We start from the raw sequence: 15,880 nt of genomic DNA, 5'->3' as shown, positions 1-15,880 counted from the left end.
CCCGTTTTAGCAGTACGCCCGTACTGACTAGAACGTGTTACAGCGGGAAGATCGCGGCGAGGGCCTTGACCTCTTCGCCCACCAGGTATGTGAGCGTTCTAACAGTGCGATCGGCCAGTCCGGGGCCGAACTGATCGGTCGATCCGGCCGGGTGGACATGGGAGACGATCTCTAGTTTGTCCCCCAGGGCGACCGGCGCCTCGTGTTCCAGGTTGACCCGCAGCGGCGCCGCGAGCAGTTCGGGATAGCTCGACAGGTAGTCCTCGACCACGCTCCAGTACACCGAGTTGTTCATGTGGTCGAACAGGTCGATGTCGGTGAACCGGATCGGGTACTCGTGGATCTCGTCCGCGTCCTCCCGACCCCCGGCCTTCAAGTAGGCCTTCCAGCGCAACCGATCGACGGTGGTGGTGCGCTTGAGCCCAGCCAGGAAGTCCTCGGAGATCCGCGCCGGCCCCTGCGTCTCACGGTTGATGTTGATCCAGAACGCCTCGGATTCGATCAGCCCGCCCTTGCGGCCATCGATGCGGACCCGCATCTCACACCAGCGGTTGGAGGTGCCCGAACACCACCGGCGCATCCGCAGCATGTCCTGGAACTCGATCGGACGAATCAGGTCCATCATGGTGCGCCGAACGATCCACAGCGGGTGCGTCTCCTGATATCCGCCCTCGCGCAGCTGATCCTGGCCGATGTCCTGGATGTGGCGGGCAGCCGCGTCCATCCGCAGGCGGCCCAGCCGGTCGATGTCGGCGACCCGCAGCGGCCACTGCCGGTCGAACACGTCGGGATGTGGGTCCGGCACCGGCATCAAAACCTTGGCCAGGCCGGTCGGCTCCTGCGTCTGCTGCATCGGTGCTCCCGTGGTCTTCCCTGAGCGGATCATGCCATGCCAACAATGCGAATGCGGCCTTCACAGCAGGTAGGGTCGATCAGGTGGCCAAGACGTATGTCGGCGCCCGGGTGCGCCAGCTGCGCAGCGAACGCGGGTTCAGTCAGGCTGCATTGGCCCAGATGCTGGAGATCTCCCCGAGCTACCTCAACCAGATCGAACATGACGTTCGTCCGCTGACCGTCGCGGTGCTGCTGCGGATCGCCGAGGTCTTCGGGGTGGACGCCAGCTTCTTCGCCTCCCAGGACGACACCCGGCTGGTCGCCGAGTTGCGCGAGGTCGCCATGGACCGCGATCTCGACATCGACGTGGACCTGGCCGAGGTGGCCGAATTGGTCAGCGCCCACCCCAAATTGGCCCATGCGATGGTCAACCTGCACCGCCGCTACCGCATCACGACGGCCCAACTCGCCGCGGCCACCGAGGAGCGCTTCTCCGACGGCAGCGGCACCGGCGCGATCACCATGCCGCACGAGGAGGTCCGCGACTACTTCTACCAACGCCAGAACTACCTGCACGAACTCGACACCGCCGCCGAAGATCTGGCCACCCGGATGCGCAGGCACCAGGGCGAATTGGCCGTCGAGCTGGCCAATCGACTCACCGAGGTGCACGGAGTGCACATCAACCGCCGCATTGATCTGGGCGAGACGGTGCTGCACCGCTACGACGCCGAAACCCGCACTCTGGACATCTCCAACCATCTGTCCTGGGGACAGCGCGTCTTCAAGATGGCCGCCGAGCTGGCCTACCTGGAATTCGACGACCAGATCTCGGCCATGGTCGAAGAGGGAAAGTTCACCTCAAAGGATTCCCGCACTCTGGCCCGGCTCGGGTTGGCCAACTATTTCGCGGCGGCGATCGTGTTGCCCTACGGGCAGTTCCACGACAGCGCCGAGACGTTCCGCTACGACATCGAACGGCTGTCGGCCTTCTACCGAGTCAGCTACGAGACCATCGCCCACCGGCTGTCCACCCTGCAGCGGCCGTCGATGCGGGGCGTGCCGTTCTCCTTCGTCCGGGTCGATCGGGCCGGCAACATGTCAAAACGGCAGTCAGCCACCGGTTTTCACTTCTCCTCCAGTGGCGGCACCTGCCCGCTGTGGAACGTCTACGAGACATTCGGCAACCCGGGAAAGATCCTGGTGCAGATCGCCGAGATGCCCGACGGCCGCAAGTACATGTGGGTGGCGCGCACCGTCGAACGCCGTGCCTCCCGCTGGGGCCAGCCGGACAAGACGTTCGCGATCGGGCTCGGTTGCGAACTGCGCCACGCCCACCGACTGGTCTACTCCGAAGGCCTGGACCTGGCGGCCGGCCATGATGTGCCGGCCACACCGATCGGAGTGGGTTGCCGGGTCTGCGATCACGACAACTGCCCGCAGCGGGCCTTCCCCGCGCTGGGCCGTGACCTGGATCTCAACGAACATCGCAGCAGTGTCTCGCCGTATCTGGTAAAGCAACAGCGGTGACTTCTCGTATCCCCGAATCTCCCGGCCTGCGCGACCTCGGTCTCGCCAACTGGCTGGTCTGCAAGGTCATCGCCCTACGCCAGCACGTCCCCCGGGCGCACCTGTTCACCACCCTCGGCCAGCACAAGCGGCTGATGTGGGCCTGGCTGCCGTTCGGCGGCGTGCTCATGCGGGGCGGCAAGTTCTCGGCCCGCGACACCGAGTTGGTGATCCTGCGGGTCGGGCACCTGCGCGACAGCCAGTACGAACTGCAACACCATCGCCGGATGGCCCGCGCGGTCGGTATCGACGACGCCACCCAGACGCGGATCTTCGAAGGCCCCAGCGCCGACGGGCTCACCGACCGGCAGCGGGCATTGCTGACCGGGGTCGATGAACTGGTTCAGACCCGCACCCTCTCCGATGCCACCTGGGCACAGCTGGCCGAACACCTGGACCGCCCCCGGCTGATCGAATTCGTCATGCTGACCAGCCAATACGACGCACTGGCCGCCACCTTGAGCGCACTGCGGGTGCCGCTGGACTTCGATGAGTAGTCCTGCGTGACGGCTACCGTGAGCCACGACCTGGCCGTCGCCGGGGGCGGGGTGCTGCTGATCGCTGCGGTCCTGATCGTGGTGGGACGCGCACTGGCACGACGCGGGGCCAGCCCTTTGGTCACCCGCAAGATCCCGCACGCGCTGTGCGGGTTGTTCGCCGCCCTGGCGGCCTTCCAGCTCTCGCATGGGGTGGTGGTTGCCGGGGTGCTGGCGACGGCGACGGTGGCCTTGACGGTCATCGTGGAGCGCGGTCTGATCCCGGTTCCCGGCGTGTTCGACGGCACCCGGTCGCGCGACTATGGACTGGTGGGCTTCGCCGCCGGGGCGTTGGTCGCGGTGCTGGCGTTCTGGCCGGACCGGGTCGCCATCGCCGCGGGTGTGGTGGTGCTCGGGCTGGCCGACGCCGGTGCGGCGCTGATCGGGGACCGCTACGGCAGACACCGGGTCGAAGCCGGTGGCGGGGTGCGCTCGCTGGAGGGGTCGGTGGCCTTCGTGGCCATCGCGTTCGCCGTGTCCTGGGTGTTCTGCCGGGTCGGTCTTGAACTGAATACGTTTATGGCGGTGTCGGTTTCGCTGTTCGTCGCGATGACCACCGCCGCGGTGGAACTTTTGGTGCTGCCCGCGGCGGACAACCTGCTGATCACGCCGTGGGTTGCCCTGCTGCTGCACCTGGCGCGGGAGCTCTCGACCGACGACGCGCTGCGATGGCTGGCCGCGGTGGTATTCGGTTGCGCCATCGTGCCGTTCATGCTGCGGATGCGGTGGCTGGATATGCCGGGCGCGCTCAGCGGCGGCCTGATCGCCGGGGTCGCCGTCGGCCTCGGCGGGTGGGGCTGGATCATCCCGGCCGCACTGTTCTTCTCGCTGACCAGCCTGCTGACCGCGTATCGCCGCCCCGTCCGGTCCGGGGGCATGCGCACCATGAGCCAGGTCGCGGTGAACGCCGGCCTGCCGGTGCTGATTCCGGTGATCGGCTATGCGTTCACCGGGGACCCGCTCTGGTACGCCGTGTCGATCGGCGGCATCGCGGCCGGTATCGCCGACTCCTGGGCTTCGGAGATCGGCCGCTTCTCGTCCCGAGAGCCGCTGTCGCTGCGCACCCGGACGCGGGTGCCCAAGGGCACCTCGGGAGCGGTATCCCCGTTGGGTTCGGCTGCGACGGTGCTGGGCGCACTGGCCGTCGGCGCCTTCGGCGCCCTGTTCGGCGGGCTCGCGATGGTGCCGGTGGGCCTGGCGGCCGGCGTCGCTGGCTCCCTGGTCGACACCCTGATCGGCGCTACCGTGCAGGCCCGCTTCGTCTGCGCGTCGTGCGGTGCGACCGTGGAAGACGGCCTGCACTGCGGCGCGCCGACAACGGCGTCGACCGGCTGGCGTTGGATGGGCAACGACGCGGTCAACGCCTGCGCGAACGTGGCCGGCATGGTCGTGGGGTTCGGGGTTTTCGCGGTTTTCGGGGGCTGACCCGGCGAATCTTCGAGCTTGGCCGGGTGTGCCGCTCCCGCGCAGCATCTGCGGTATATCTGCACGCTCGGGCACTCGGCACCGGCTACCTGAACGTGGCACCCGTTAAGTGCCAAAAACTCACAGCGCGCTCCTATCTTGGGGGGCGTAGTGTCGGCCCCAGTGTTGAGCCACCAGCACGTCATTTCCCTGACATAGGTCTCTCCCGAGAGGACCAACGGTGGCTCCTCCCACACGCGCACCCCAAGCCAAGTCCCAATGGCTGTCGCAGTCCGCAGCACAGACTCGCGGATCAGACAAAGGCGAGGTGCAGTTCCACTACGACATCTCCAACGACTTCTTCAAGCTGTGGCAGGACCCGTCGCAGACCTACAGCTGCGCATATTTCGAGCGCGACGACATGACGCTGCAAGAAGCGCAGCTGGCCAAGGTCGACCTGTCGCTGGGAAAGCTGGGCCTAGAACCCGGGATGACGTTGCTCGACATCGGCTGCGGCTGGGGTTCGACGATTCGGCGGGCCGCCGAGCGCTACGACGTCAATGTCATCGGCCTGACCCTCTCGGAGAACCAGAAGCAGCACATCGAGGACAACGTGCTCGCGAACTCCACCAGCACGCGCCACATGGAAGTGCGGCTGCAGCCCTGGGAGGAGTTCGACGGGCAGGTCGACAGAATCGTGTCCATCGGCGCGTTCGAGCATTTCGGCTTCAGCAAGTACGACGACTACTTCAAGAAGACGTTCAGTTGGATGCCCGACGATGGGGTGATGCTGCTGCACAGCATCGTCATCCCCAGCGACGAGGAGATCAAGGCCAAGAAGCTGCCGCTGACGATGTCGCGGCTGCGGTTCATCAAGTTCATCATGGACGAGATCTACCCTGGCGGACGCCTTCCCTTGGCCGCGCAGGTAACCGACCATGCGGCCAACGCCGGCTACACCGTGACTCGCGAGCAGCACCTGCAGCCGCACTACGTTCGCACCTTGAGCACATGGGCGGCCAACCTCGAGGCCAACAAGGACGAGGCCGTCGCCATCACGTCGGAAGTCGTCTACGAGCGGTTCCACAAGTACCTCACCGGCTGCGCCGAACTGTTCGAGACGGGCTATACCGACGTCGTCCAGTTCACCTGCGAGAAGGCGCCCGCATGACCGGGTTTGCCCGAATCCGCCGGCCGGATCGGGGCGGCGGGTAAGTGGCGGGGCAGATGGGCGACAGCACGCGCGGTGCACCGACGATGGCGGTGGCCTACGCCGATGTGCAGGCCCACTACGACATCTCGAACGACTTCTTCGGCTTGTTCCAGGACCCCACCCGGACCTATAGCTGCGCCTACTTCGAGCGCGAGGACATGTCGCTACAAGAGGCGCAACTCGCCAAAATCGATCTCGCCCTGTCCAAGTTGGATCTCGCCCCGGGGATGACGCTGCTCGATGTCGGGTGCGGGTGGGGGTCGGCGATGCAGCGGGCAATCGAAACCTATGACGTCAACGCGGTGGGGTTGACGTTGAGCAGAAACCAGTGCAGCCTCGGCCAGCGACTGCTCGACGACGTCGACAGCGAACGCTCACGCCAGATCCTGCTGCGCGGGTGGGAGGAATTCGACCAACCGGTCGACCGAATCGTCAGCATCGAAGCCTTCGAAGCCTTCCCCAAGGAGCGCTACGCCGCGTTCTTCGGGTTGTGCCACCGGCTGATGCCTGACGAGGGCCGGATGGTCCTGCAGACCATCATGGGCCACCCCCTCAAGCGCTGGCCGGAAATGGGCATCCCGATCACGATGACGGACCTGCGGTTCATGCGCTTCATCGCGAAGGAGATCTTCCCCGGCGGCTCGGTACCGTGCGACGAGGACGTCGTCGAATTCGCTTGCGCTGCAGGGCTCTCCATCGCCGACCGCCAGGATCTGACGCCGCACTACGTGCGCACGCTGGACACCTGGGCGACGCGACTGCAAGCGGCCCGCGAGCAAGCGATCGCAGTGACCTCGCCAGAGGTCTACGAGCGGTACCTGAAGTACCTGCTGGGCTGCGCAGACTTCTTTCAACGAAATGTCAGCTATGTCGCCCAGTTCACGCTGGCCAAAGGCTGACAGCCGCGCCGAGCGCACCGACTCGAGGAATCAGAAGTTGATCATGTGTCCCGTCAGCCCGTGGAAGCATTCCTGCAGCGCCTCCGACATGGTCGGGTGGGTGTGCACGTTGCGGGCCAATTCGTTTGCCGTCAGATCCCACTTCTGTGCCAGGGTCAGTTCGGGCAGCAGCTCCGACACGTCGTGGCCGACCAGATGACCGCCGATCAGCTCACCGTAGCGGGCATCGGCGATCAACTTCACGAACCCGCTGGGGTCGCCTACGCCGTGCGCTTTGCCGTTGGCGGTGAACGGGAACTTGACCACTTTGACGTCGTAGCCCTCGGCCTTGGCCTGCTCCTCGGTGAGCCCGAAGCTGGCTACCTGCGGCTGACAGAAGGTGGCCCGCGGCATCATCCGGTAATCGCCCAGCGACATGGTTTCAGCCCCGCCGATGGTCTCGGCGGCCACCACGCCCTGCGCCTCGGCGACGTGCGCCAGCTGCAGCAGCCCGGTGACGTCACCGATGGCATAGATATGCGGCACCGAGGTCTGCAGGTATTCGCCGACACCGATGGCGCGACGCTCGGTCAGCGCGACGCCCGCCGCCTCCAGCCCGTAGCCGTCGACGTTGGGGGCAAAACCGATGGCCTGCAACACCTTGTCGGCCTTGAGTTCCTCGGTCTGACCGTCCTTGCTGACCGTGACCGTAACCTGGCCACCGGCGCCGCTGTCCACAATGGACTCGACCTTGGTTCCGGTCCGGATCTTGACGCCCAGTTTCTTGAACTGCTTCTCGATCTCTTTGGACACATCGGCGTCCTCGTTCGGCAGCGCCCGGGGCAAGAACTCCACCACGGTGACGTCCACGCCGTAGTTGGCCAGCACGTAGGAGAACTCCATACCGATCGCTCCGGCGCCGGCGATGATGATCGAGCTCGGCAGCTCCCGGCTCAGGATCAGTTGCTCGTAGGTGACGACGTTGTCCGACAGCGAGGTGCCCGGCACCAGCCGGGTGCTCGACCCGGTGGCAATGATCGCGTTGGTGAACGTAACCGTCTCGCTACCACCGTCGTTGAGCGCCACCGACAGTGTGTTCGGGTCGGTGAAAGTGCCGTAGCCGTGGATCTCGGTGATCTTGTTCTTCTTCATCAAGAAGTGCACGCCGGCCACCCGGCCCTCGGCGACCTTGCGGCTGCGGTCGAACGCGGCGCCGTAGTCGAAGGTGGCCGTGCCGCTGATCCCGAAGGTCTGGGCCTCCTTGGTGACGATGTGCGCCAGCTCCGCGTTGCGCAGCAGCGCTTTGGACGGAATGCAGCCGACATTGAGGCAGACCCCGCCCCAGTACTTCGGCTCGATGATGGCGGTGTTCAAGCCCAGCTGGGCGGCACGAATGGCCGCGACATATCCGCCGGGACCTGCTCCAAGAACGACGACGTCATAGTGGGTCACGGACCCACCCTAGCGGGAAGGGGCTGCGCGCCGCCCGGGCTCGCGCACACCGGCCCGCTGTTTCCCGGCCGCGGTCTACGGGTATCCCGCCGCCGAACTTTGCCGCAGCCGCGTTCGTGTAACCCGATAGCAGCTCCGAACACCTGCTGTGGGGTTGACATGCAGAACAGATAGCTCGGCGCCGCCGAGCCAGGGGGAAGGCGCGGCCGGTCATCTGACGGACCGCGTAAACAATTTGAGGGGGAAAAATTTCATGATGAGCTCACTGCGGCCGCATTTCGAGGATGTGCAGTCGCATTACGACCTGTCCGACGAGTTTTATCAACTGTTTCTGGATCCGACGCAGACCTATAGCTGCGCGTATTTCGAACGCGAAGATATGAGCCTGGAGGAAGCTCAGCTCGCGAAAATCGACCTGGCGCTGGGCAAGCTGGGGCTGCAGCCCGGGATGACACTGCTTGACGTCGGCTGTGGCTGGGGGGCCACCATGCGCCGGGCCGTGCAGCGTTACGACGTCAACGTGATCGGGCTGACCTTGAGCAAGAACCAGGCCGTTCACGTCGCGGCGGCCTTCGACGCGATGGACAGCCCGCGCAGCAGCCGCGTGCTCCTGCAGGGCTGGGAAGAGTTCGACGAGCCGGTCGACAGGATCGTGTCGATCGGAGCTTTCGAGCACTTCGGTTATGACCGCTACGACGACTTCTTCGAATTCGCCTACCGCGCGCTGCCGGCCGACGGGGTGATGCTGCTGCACACGATCGTGGCGGCCGGAAGCGCAGAGTTCCAAGAACGCGGGCTGAAGATCACGATGGAGTTGCTGCGATTCGTGAAGTTCATCATGGAAGAGATCTTCCCGGGGGGTCGGCTGCCACAGGTGTCCCAGGTGGACCGGCACGCGACCGCAGCCGGCTTCCACGTCACCCGGGTTCAGCCGCTGCGACTGCACTACGCGCGCACGCTGGACCACTGGGCGGCGGCGTTGGCAGCCCACCGGGACGAGGCGATCGCGATCCAGTCCGCCGAGGTCTACGAGCGCTACATGAAATACCTCACCGGCTGCGCCGAACTGTTTCGAAACGGCAACACCGATGTCTGCCAGTTCACCTGCCAGAAATAGCCCACGGCGCGTTCGCGGCATTTCGAAAGGAAACCGGACCATGGTTGAGGAATCGATTCGCAATAGACCCATGCGCCCCCATTTCGAGGACATCCAGGCGCATTACGATCTCTCCGACGACTTCTTCGGTCTGTTCCAGGACGCCAGCCGCACCTACAGCTGCGCCTATTTCGAACCTCCGGAGCTCACGCTCGGCGAGGCCCAGATCGCCAAGATCGATCTGAACCTGAACAAGCTGGAACTGCGGCCGGGCATGACGGTGCTCGACATCGGCTGCGGCTGGGGCGCCACCATGCGACGTGCGGTCGAGAAGTATGACGTCAACGTCATCGGGTTGACGCTGTCGAAGAACCAACTCGCCTATACCCGCCAGCTCCTCGACCAGCTGGACAGCGAGCGCTCACGACGGGTGCTGTTGCACGGCTGGGAGGAATTCCACGAGCCGGTGGACCGGATCGTGTCGATCGAGGCGTTCGAGCACTTCGGCTTTGAGCGATACGACGACTTCTTCGGCAACTGCTTCAAGATCCTGCCCGATGACGGGCGGATGACGATCCAGAGCAGCGTCAGCTACCACCCTTACGACCTCAATGCCCGCGGCAAGAAGCTCAGTTTCGAGACGGCGCGGTTCATCAAGTTCATGGTCACCGAGATCTTCCCGGGTGGCCGGCTGCCGTCCACCGACATGATGGTGCAGCGCGGCGAGAAAGCGCATTTCGTTGTGCCCGAACCGCTCTCGCTACGTCCGCACTACATCAAGACACTGAAGATCTGGGGCGACGCACTGGAAGCCAACAAGGACATCGCCGTGCAGCTCACTTCCGAAGAGGTCTACCAGCGCTATATGAAATACCTGCGCGGGTGCGAACACTACTTCGCCGACGAGATGCTCGACGTCAGCCTTGTGACGTACCTCAAGCCGAAGGCGCCTAGCGACGTTTCGGCAAACGCCGCACGACCCGTTTCGCCGCAGCCTGCGGATCGGTCGGTACCGCCGGGGCGAGCGCCTGATCCACCGAAAGGCGAGGCCGCCATGGCCAAAGAACTGACACCACATTTTGAGGACGTCCAGGCACATTACGACCTGTCCGACGACTTCTTCCGTTTGTTTCTGGACCCGTCGCAGACCTACAGTTGCGCCTACTTCGAACGCAATGACATGACGCTCGAAGAGGCCCAGCTGGCCAAGATCGACCTGGCGTTGGGCAAGCTCGACCTGCAACCGGGAATGACGCTGCTCGATGTCGGCTGCGGCTGGGGCGCCACCATGTCTCGGGCGATCGAACGCTACGACGTCAACGTCATCGGCCTGACCCTGTCAAAGAACCAAGCCGCCTATGTGCAGCGGACTTTCGACGCGATGAACAGTCCCCGTGACCGAAGGGTGTTGCTGCAGGGGTGGGAACAGTTCGACGAGTCCGTAGACCGGATCGTCTCGATCGGGGCCTTCGAGCACTTCGGCCACGACCGCTATCCCGCGTTCTTCTCGATGGCCTACGACGCACTTCCCTCCGACGGCGTGATGCTGCTGCACACCATCTGTGGCATGAACCCCAAGTACGCCAAGGAACTAGGCATTCCGTTGACGTTCGAGTTGGCTCGCTTCATCAAATTCATCATGACCGAGATCTTCCCGGGCGGCAGGCTGCCGTCGGTCTCGATGGTCGAGGAGCGCGCCGCCGAGGCCGCCTTCACCGTCACCCGGGTGCAGTCCTTGCAACCGCACTACGCCAGGACCTTGGACTGCTGGTCGGAAGCGCTGGAATCGCATCGCGAGCAGGCCATTGCGATCCAGTCGCAAGAGGTCTACGACCGCTACATGAAGTACCTGACGGGCTGCGCGAAGATGTTCCGGCAACGCCAGGTCGATGTCAACCAATTCACCTTGGCGAAGTAGGCATTCGGGATGAGCTGCCCGTCAGCTCAGTACGGCAGAACCCCGGCGACGCAGCGACTCACATGCTGGCAGTAGTAGTGCCCGTAGAGCGGCGCAGCGGCGAGCGCGGCGGCGAACACCGCCGACATCAACGCGATTGCCACCGCCGACATCAGCGGTTTCTCCCCCACCATCGCCGCGATCACCCCGGCGACCACGCACACCGCGACATAGATCAGCACAACAAAGACGGCCGGCGTCTTGTCGGCCAGGCTGTACCACCAGGCGAAAAGGCCCAGGCCGATCCCGGCTGCCGGAATCCACACCGCCAACAGCACCAGGGCCAGCTGCCACCACTTCAGGTATTGATACTGACCGGTGAGGACCACCGGTTTGGGTGGTTTGGCCGCCGGCAGCGCGGACGGCGGCGTAGCGCTTTCCGGGTCGGCCCACGGAATCGGCTCGGCACCGGTGTGCGGTTCGTCCGGCGCCTCAGCCGGCCCGGGCAGCGGTACCGGGTGCGGCCCGGTGTCGAAGATCGGCGCCATATGCGGCTCGGTCATCGGCAGCGAGCCCGTGTCGGTGGTCTCAGACACCCGACACCACCTGAATCGCAGCCAGCGCGCCGAACCACCCGACCGCCATCGCGAGCAGAAACGCACCCAGGGCGACTACCCACCGGCGCGAGGAGACGAACACCAGCACCAGGCCCGCGATGCTGGGGGCGCCGAGCACCAGCGTGATCGCGACGTCCGGACGCAGCGGCGTGGTGATGACCAGGCTCAAGCCGATCCCGGCCAAGATGCCGACCGCTACGCCGACCAGCATGGCGCTGCTCAACAACCAAGGCCGTGGCAGCGGAATCACACCGACAGATTTTACGGCGTTCGCGCCGGTCAGCGTGGTAGCGACCCGGTGATCACCGGGACTGTTTCCAGCAGCGTGTTCTCGTCGCCGGTAAAGGCCCGGCTGCGCGTCAGAAACCGCATGCCCTCCGGCGCCTCCAGGCTGAACCCGGCCCCGCGGCCCGGGACCACGTCGATGATCAGCTGAGTGTGCTTCCACGCGGCGAACTGCGGGCCGGAGATCCAGACCGGCACTTCGATGCCGGCTCCCCCGTTTTCCAGGTCAAGTACACCGAGCAGCACATCGTGGTCACCGACGATGAAGTCGCCGTCGGGGTAGCACATCGGCGCCGACCCGTCGCAACAGCCACCGGACTGGTGAAACATCACCGGACCGTGGCGTGCCACCAGCCGCGCCAGCAGTTCGGCGGCGGCATCGGTGACCAGCACCCGGTCCGGTGCGTCCATCAGAGCATGCCCATCAAAAAAGACCCTGTGCCGTCTGCGAGTAGGACACCAGCAGGTTCTTGGTCTGCTGGTAGTGGTCGAGGACCATCTTGTGGTTCTCCCGGCCGATGCCGGACTGCTTGTAGCCGCCGAACGCCGCGTGCGCGGGATAGGCGTGGTAGCAGTTGACCCACACCCGTCCGGCCTGGATGTCGCGGCCGGCCCGGTAGGCGGTGTTGCCATCGCGGCTCCATACCCCGGCGGCCAGCCCGTAGATGGTGTCGTTGGCGATCGCGATCGCGTCGTCGTAGTCGGTGAAAGACGTCACCGAGACCACCGGGCCGAAGATCTCCTCCTGGAAGATGCGCATCTTGTTGTGCCCGGCGAAGATCGTCGGCTGCACGTAATAGCCGCCGGACAGGTCACCGCCCAGCTCGGCGCGTTCGCCGCCGGTGACGGTGGTGGCGCCCTCATCCTTGCCGATGGCGATGTAGGACAGGATCTTCTCCAGCTGATCGTTGGAGGCCTGCGCCCCGATCATCGTGGAGATGTCGAGCGGATCGCCCTGGCGGATCGCCTTGGTGCGGATCGCGGCCAGTTCCAGGAACTCGTCGTAGATGGGGGCCTGGACCAAAGACCGCGACGGGCAGGTGCACACCTCGCCCTGGTTGAGGGCGAACCCGGCGAAGCCTTCCAGCGCCTTGTCCTGGAAGTCGTCGTTGGCGGCGAGCACATCGGAGAAGAAGATGTTGGGACTCTTGCCGCCCAGTTCCAGGGTCACCGGAATGATGTTCTGGCTGGCGTACTGCATGATCAGCCGGCCGGTGGTGGTCTCGCCGGTGAAGCCGATCTTGGCGATCCGGTTGCTGGTCGCCAGCGGCTTGCCCGCCTCGACACCGAAGCCGTTGACCACGTTGACGACTCCCGGCGGCAGCAGGTCGCCGATCAGGCTCATCAGGAACAAAATCGAGGCGGGGGTCTGCTCGGCCGGCTTGAGCACCACCGCGTTGCCGGCGGCCAGGGCCGGCGCCAGCTTCCAGGCGGCCATCAACAGCGGGAAGTTCCACGGGATGATCTGGCCGACGACGCCCAGCGGCTCGTGGAAGTGGTAGGCGACGGTGTCGTTGTCGAGCTGGCTCAGCGCACCCTCCTGGGTGCGGATCGCCGCGGCGAAGTAGCGGAAGTGATCGGCGGCCAGCGGGATGTCGGCGGCCAGGGTCTCCCGCACCGGCTTGCCGTTGTCCCACACCTCGGCGACCGCCAGCTCCTCGCGGTGTTGGTCGATCCGGTCGGCGATCTTGGTCAGAACGTCCGCCCGTTCGGCCGGGGACGCCTTGCCCCACGCCGGCGCGGCGGCGTGCGCGGCGTCGAGCGCCAGGTCGATGTCGGCCGCCGTGGAGCGGGGGATCTCGCAGAACGGCTGACCGGTGACCGGTGTGGTGTTCTCGAAGTAGCCACCGCCGACCGGCGCCACCCACTGCCCCCCGATGAAGTTCCCGTAGCGGGATTCGTAGTTCATCAGCGCGCCTGCAGAACCCGGACGTGCGAAAACGGTCATCGATGCTGCTCCTTAGCCGTGGGTGTTGCTCACCTCACATTACCGTCGTGGTCACAATGGCTGCTATGTCTACCCGGCCTGCTGAGGACTTTGACGACCCGTACCTGTGGCTGGAGGACGTCACCGGCGAGCAGTCACTGGACTGGGTGCGCGCCCACAGTGATCCGACCGTCGAGGAGTTCGCCGGCGACGCCTTCGAAGCGATGCGCGCCGCCGCGCGCGAGGTGCTCGACACCGACGCGCGTATCCCCTACGTGCGACGTCGTGGCGAGTACCTCTACAACTTCTGGCGCGATGCCGCCAACCCGCGCGGGTTGTGGCGACGCACCACCTTGGACAGCTACCGCACCGACAGCCCGGAATGGGATGTGGTCATCGATCTCGACGAGCTGGCCCGCGCCGACGACGAGAACTGGGTTTGGGGCGGCGCGAACGTGATCGAACCCCACCACACCCGGGCCCTGATATCGCTGTCCCGGGGCGGATCGGACGCCGTGGTGGTGCGTGAATTCGACATGGCGACAAGGGAATTCGTAGGAACGGACGGCCAGGGCTTCGAGCTTCCCGAGGCTAAGACGCGAATCGGATGGGAGGACGACGACACCGTCCTGGTGGGCACCGATTTCGGCGCCGACTCGCTGACCGACTCCGGCTACCCGCGGATGGTGAAGCGATGGCGCCGTGGCCAGGAGCTGGCGCAGGCCGAGACGGTGTTCACCGGGTCGGCCACCGATGTGGTGGTCGCCGCGGGCCGCGACCGCACACCGGGATTCGAACGAACCCTGGTGTCGCGGGCGATCGACTTCTTCAACGACGAGGTCTATGAACTGCGCGAGGGCGAGCTGATCCGCATCGACGCGCCTACCGACGCCTCGGTGTCGGTACATCGGCAGTGGCTGCTGATCGATCTGCGCACCGACTGGGATACCGGCACGGCGTCGTATCGGGCCGGTTCGTTGCTGGCCGCGGACTACGACGAATTCCTCGCCGGCACAGCGCAGTGCAGCGTCGTCTTCGAACCCGACGCCCACACCGCGCTGCATCACTACGCGTGGACCCGCGATCGCCTGATCCTGGTCACCTTGCACGACGTGGCCAGCCGAGTGGAAGTGGTCACGCCTCCCAACTGTGACGACCCGCTGCGCCCGGCTTCGCCGCGCTTGCGATCGTCACGCGGAGACTGGCAGCGGCGACCGGTTGCCGAGGTCCCGGCCAACACCAACACCGTGATCGCGGCCGCCGACGATACCGGCGACGAGATCTTCTTGGACTCAAGCGGGTTCGACCGCCCGTCGCGACTGTTGCACGGCCCCGTGGACGGAACGCTGACCGAGATCAAGTCTGCTCCGGCGTTTTTCGATGCCGACGGGCTCGACGTCAGCCAGTACTTCGCCACCTCGAAAGACGGCACCGCGATTCCGTACTTCGTGGTGCGCCCGGCGAATGCGACCGGCGCGACGCTGCTGGGCGGCTATGGCGGTTTCGAGGTGGCACGCACTCCGGGTTATGACGGCGTGCTGGGCCGGCTGTGGCTGGAGCGCGGCGGTACCTACGTGCTGGCCAACATCCGGGGCGGCGGTGAGTACGGGCCGGGCTGGCACACCCAGGCGATGCGTGCCGGACGGCACCTGGTGGCCGAGGATTTCGCCGCGGTGGCAACGGATCTGGTGGACCGCGGTATCACCCGTGTCGAGCAGCTCGGCGCCGTGGGCGGCAGCAATGGTGGGCTGCTGATGGGCATCATGCTCACCGCCTACCCGCACCTGTTCGGCGCGCTGGTATGTCAGGTCCCGCTGCTGGACATGCGCCGCTACCACCTGCTGCTCGCCGGTGCGTCCTGGGTTGCCGAGTACGGCGACCCTGACGACCCCGCCGAGTGGGAGTTCATCGGTGAATACTCGCCCTACCAGAACATTTCAGCCGATGCCGACTACCCGCCGGTGTTGATCACCACCTCCACCCGCGACGACCGGGTGCATCCCGGGCATGCCCGCAAGATGACAGCGGCATTGCGGGACGCCGGGCATCGGGTCTGGTATTACGAGAACATCGAGGGCGGGCACGGCGGTGCGGCCGACAACGCCCAGGCGGCGTTCAAGTCGGCGCTGAGCTTTTCGTTCCTGTGGCGGATGCTGGGCGAGCAGAGCTGAC

The 15,880-nt window shown here is 65.5% G+C and carries 14 protein-coding genes and 1 pseudogene; 9 read left to right on the top strand and 6 right to left on the bottom strand.

The window, feature by feature from the left end; genetic code table 11:
• Nucleotides 1-37 precede the first annotated feature (37 nt).
• Nucleotides 38-853: an acyl-[acyl-carrier-protein] thioesterase gene (locus tag EJK91_RS14285; protein WP_125079254.1), complete on the bottom strand. Its 816-nt coding sequence runs from the start codon at nt 851-853 to the stop codon at nt 38-40.
• A gap of 83 nt (nt 854-936) precedes the next feature.
• Between EJK91_RS14285 and ramB the strand changes: the two genes are divergently transcribed.
• The 5 genes from ramB (at nt 937) to EJK91_RS14260 (ending at nt 6,455) form a co-directional block, all read left to right on the top strand.
• Nucleotides 937-2,364, top strand: coding sequence for an acetate metabolism transcriptional regulator RamB (gene ramB / locus EJK91_RS14280; protein ID WP_024444015.1), 1,428 nt, complete (start codon nt 937-939; stop codon nt 2,362-2,364).
• Nucleotides 2,361-2,900: a carboxymuconolactone decarboxylase family protein gene (locus EJK91_RS14275; protein ID WP_024444016.1), complete on the top strand. Its 540-nt coding sequence runs from the start codon at nt 2,361-2,363 to the stop codon at nt 2,898-2,900. The genes ramB and EJK91_RS14275 overlap by 4 nt, the downstream gene beginning before the upstream one ends.
• A gap of 6 nt (nt 2,901-2,906) precedes the next feature.
• Entirely contained in the window at nt 2,907-4,364 is a 1,458-nt protein-coding gene (locus EJK91_RS14270; protein WP_239651162.1) for a DUF92 domain-containing protein, read from the top strand.
• Between the two features lie 220 nt (nt 4,365-4,584).
• Entirely contained in the window at nt 4,585-5,514 is a 930-nt protein-coding gene (locus EJK91_RS14265) for a cyclopropane mycolic acid synthase family methyltransferase (protein WP_125079253.1), read from the top strand.
• Nucleotides 5,515-5,570: 56 nt separating this feature from the next.
• The gene (locus EJK91_RS14260) at nt 5,571-6,455 is read left to right on the top strand and encodes a cyclopropane mycolic acid synthase family methyltransferase (protein WP_024444019.1); all 885 of its coding nucleotides are present in this window, start codon (nt 5,571-5,573) and stop codon (nt 6,453-6,455) included.
• Between the two features lie 30 nt (nt 6,456-6,485).
• On the opposite strand, the gene lpdA is transcribed toward EJK91_RS14260, so the two are convergent.
• A complete protein-coding gene (lpdA, locus tag EJK91_RS14255; RefSeq protein ID WP_024444020.1) occupies nt 6,486-7,886 on the bottom strand; it encodes a dihydrolipoyl dehydrogenase in 1,401 nt (466 codons plus the stop codon).
• Between the two features lie 253 nt (nt 7,887-8,139).
• Between lpdA and EJK91_RS14250 the strand changes: the two genes are divergently transcribed.
• The 3 genes and pseudogenes from EJK91_RS14250 (at nt 8,140) to EJK91_RS14240 (ending at nt 10,900) form a co-directional block, all read left to right on the top strand.
• Entirely contained in the window at nt 8,140-9,003 is an 864-nt protein-coding gene (locus EJK91_RS14250) for a cyclopropane mycolic acid synthase family methyltransferase (protein ID WP_046300664.1), read from the top strand.
• A gap of 40 nt (nt 9,004-9,043) precedes the next feature.
• Nucleotides 9,044-9,931 (top strand): annotated as a pseudogene (locus EJK91_RS14245) (cyclopropane mycolic acid synthase family methyltransferase); the annotation flags it as partial.
• 105 nt (nt 9,932-10,036) lie between these two features.
• Nucleotides 10,037-10,900 carry a cyclopropane mycolic acid synthase family methyltransferase gene (locus EJK91_RS14240; protein ID WP_125079262.1) on the top strand — a complete coding sequence of 288 codons (864 nt, stop codon included), beginning with the start codon at nt 10,037-10,039 and terminating at the stop codon, nt 10,898-10,900.
• Between the two features lie 26 nt (nt 10,901-10,926).
• Here EJK91_RS14240 and EJK91_RS14235 read toward each other — a convergent pair whose 3' ends face one another.
• Genes EJK91_RS14235 through exaC form a run of 4 tightly spaced genes read right to left on the bottom strand, consistent with a single transcriptional unit; the run spans nt 10,927 to nt 13,729 of the window.
• On the bottom strand, nt 10,927-11,475 hold the full coding sequence (locus EJK91_RS14235; RefSeq protein ID WP_024444022.1) for a hypothetical protein: 549 nt from the start codon (nt 11,473-11,475) through the stop codon (nt 10,927-10,929).
• A complete protein-coding gene (locus EJK91_RS14230; protein WP_081654652.1) occupies nt 11,468-11,746 on the bottom strand; it encodes a putative holin in 279 nt (92 codons plus the stop codon). The genes EJK91_RS14235 and EJK91_RS14230 overlap by 8 nt, the downstream gene beginning before the upstream one ends.
• Before the next feature lie 29 nt (nt 11,747-11,775).
• A complete protein-coding gene (locus tag EJK91_RS14225; RefSeq protein ID WP_046300663.1) occupies nt 11,776-12,192 on the bottom strand; it encodes a DUF779 domain-containing protein in 417 nt (138 codons plus the stop codon).
• A 13-nt stretch (nt 12,193-12,205) separates the two neighbouring features.
• On the bottom strand, nt 12,206-13,729 hold the full coding sequence (gene exaC, locus EJK91_RS14220) for an acetaldehyde dehydrogenase ExaC (RefSeq protein ID WP_046300662.1): 1,524 nt from the start codon (nt 13,727-13,729) through the stop codon (nt 12,206-12,208).
• A 65-nt stretch (nt 13,730-13,794) separates the two neighbouring features.
• On the opposite strand from exaC, the gene EJK91_RS14215 reads away from it, so the two are divergent.
• On the top strand, nt 13,795-15,879 hold the full coding sequence (locus EJK91_RS14215; RefSeq protein WP_164517968.1) for a prolyl oligopeptidase family serine peptidase: 2,085 nt from the start codon (nt 13,795-13,797) through the stop codon (nt 15,877-15,879).
• The last annotated feature ends 1 nt before the right edge of the window (nt 15,880 follow it).

Origin of the sequence: Mycobacterium sp. P7213 (genome assembly GCF_900604305.1) — a bacterium.
Lineage (GTDB): Bacteria > Actinomycetota > Actinomycetes > Mycobacteriales > Mycobacteriaceae > Mycobacterium.
Note: the sequence above shows the minus strand (reverse complement) of the source record. Positions and strands in the feature narration are given on the sequence as shown.

What these genes read in the sequence shown, in the direction of transcription:
- EJK91_RS14285 (WP_125079254.1), bottom strand. Translation starts at nt 853, where the DNA reads ATGCAGCAGACGCAGGAGCCGACCGGCCTGGCCAAGGTTTTGATGCCG.
- EJK91_RS14260 (WP_024444019.1), top strand. Translation starts at nt 5,571, where the DNA reads ATGGGCGACAGCACGCGCGGTGCACCGACGATGGCGGTGGCCTACGCC.
- EJK91_RS14250 (WP_046300664.1), top strand. Translation starts at nt 8,140, where the DNA reads ATGATGAGCTCACTGCGGCCGCATTTCGAGGATGTGCAGTCGCATTAC.
- EJK91_RS14240 (WP_125079262.1), top strand. Translation starts at nt 10,037, where the DNA reads ATGGCCAAAGAACTGACACCACATTTTGAGGACGTCCAGGCACATTAC.
- EJK91_RS14225 (WP_046300663.1), bottom strand. Translation starts at nt 12,192, where the DNA reads ATGGACGCACCGGACCGGGTGCTGGTCACCGATGCCGCCGCCGAACTG.
- exaC (WP_046300662.1), bottom strand. Translation starts at nt 13,729, where the DNA reads ATGACCGTTTTCGCACGTCCGGGTTCTGCAGGCGCGCTGATGAACTAC.
- EJK91_RS14215 (WP_164517968.1), top strand. Translation starts at nt 13,795, where the DNA reads ATGTCTACCCGGCCTGCTGAGGACTTTGACGACCCGTACCTGTGGCTG.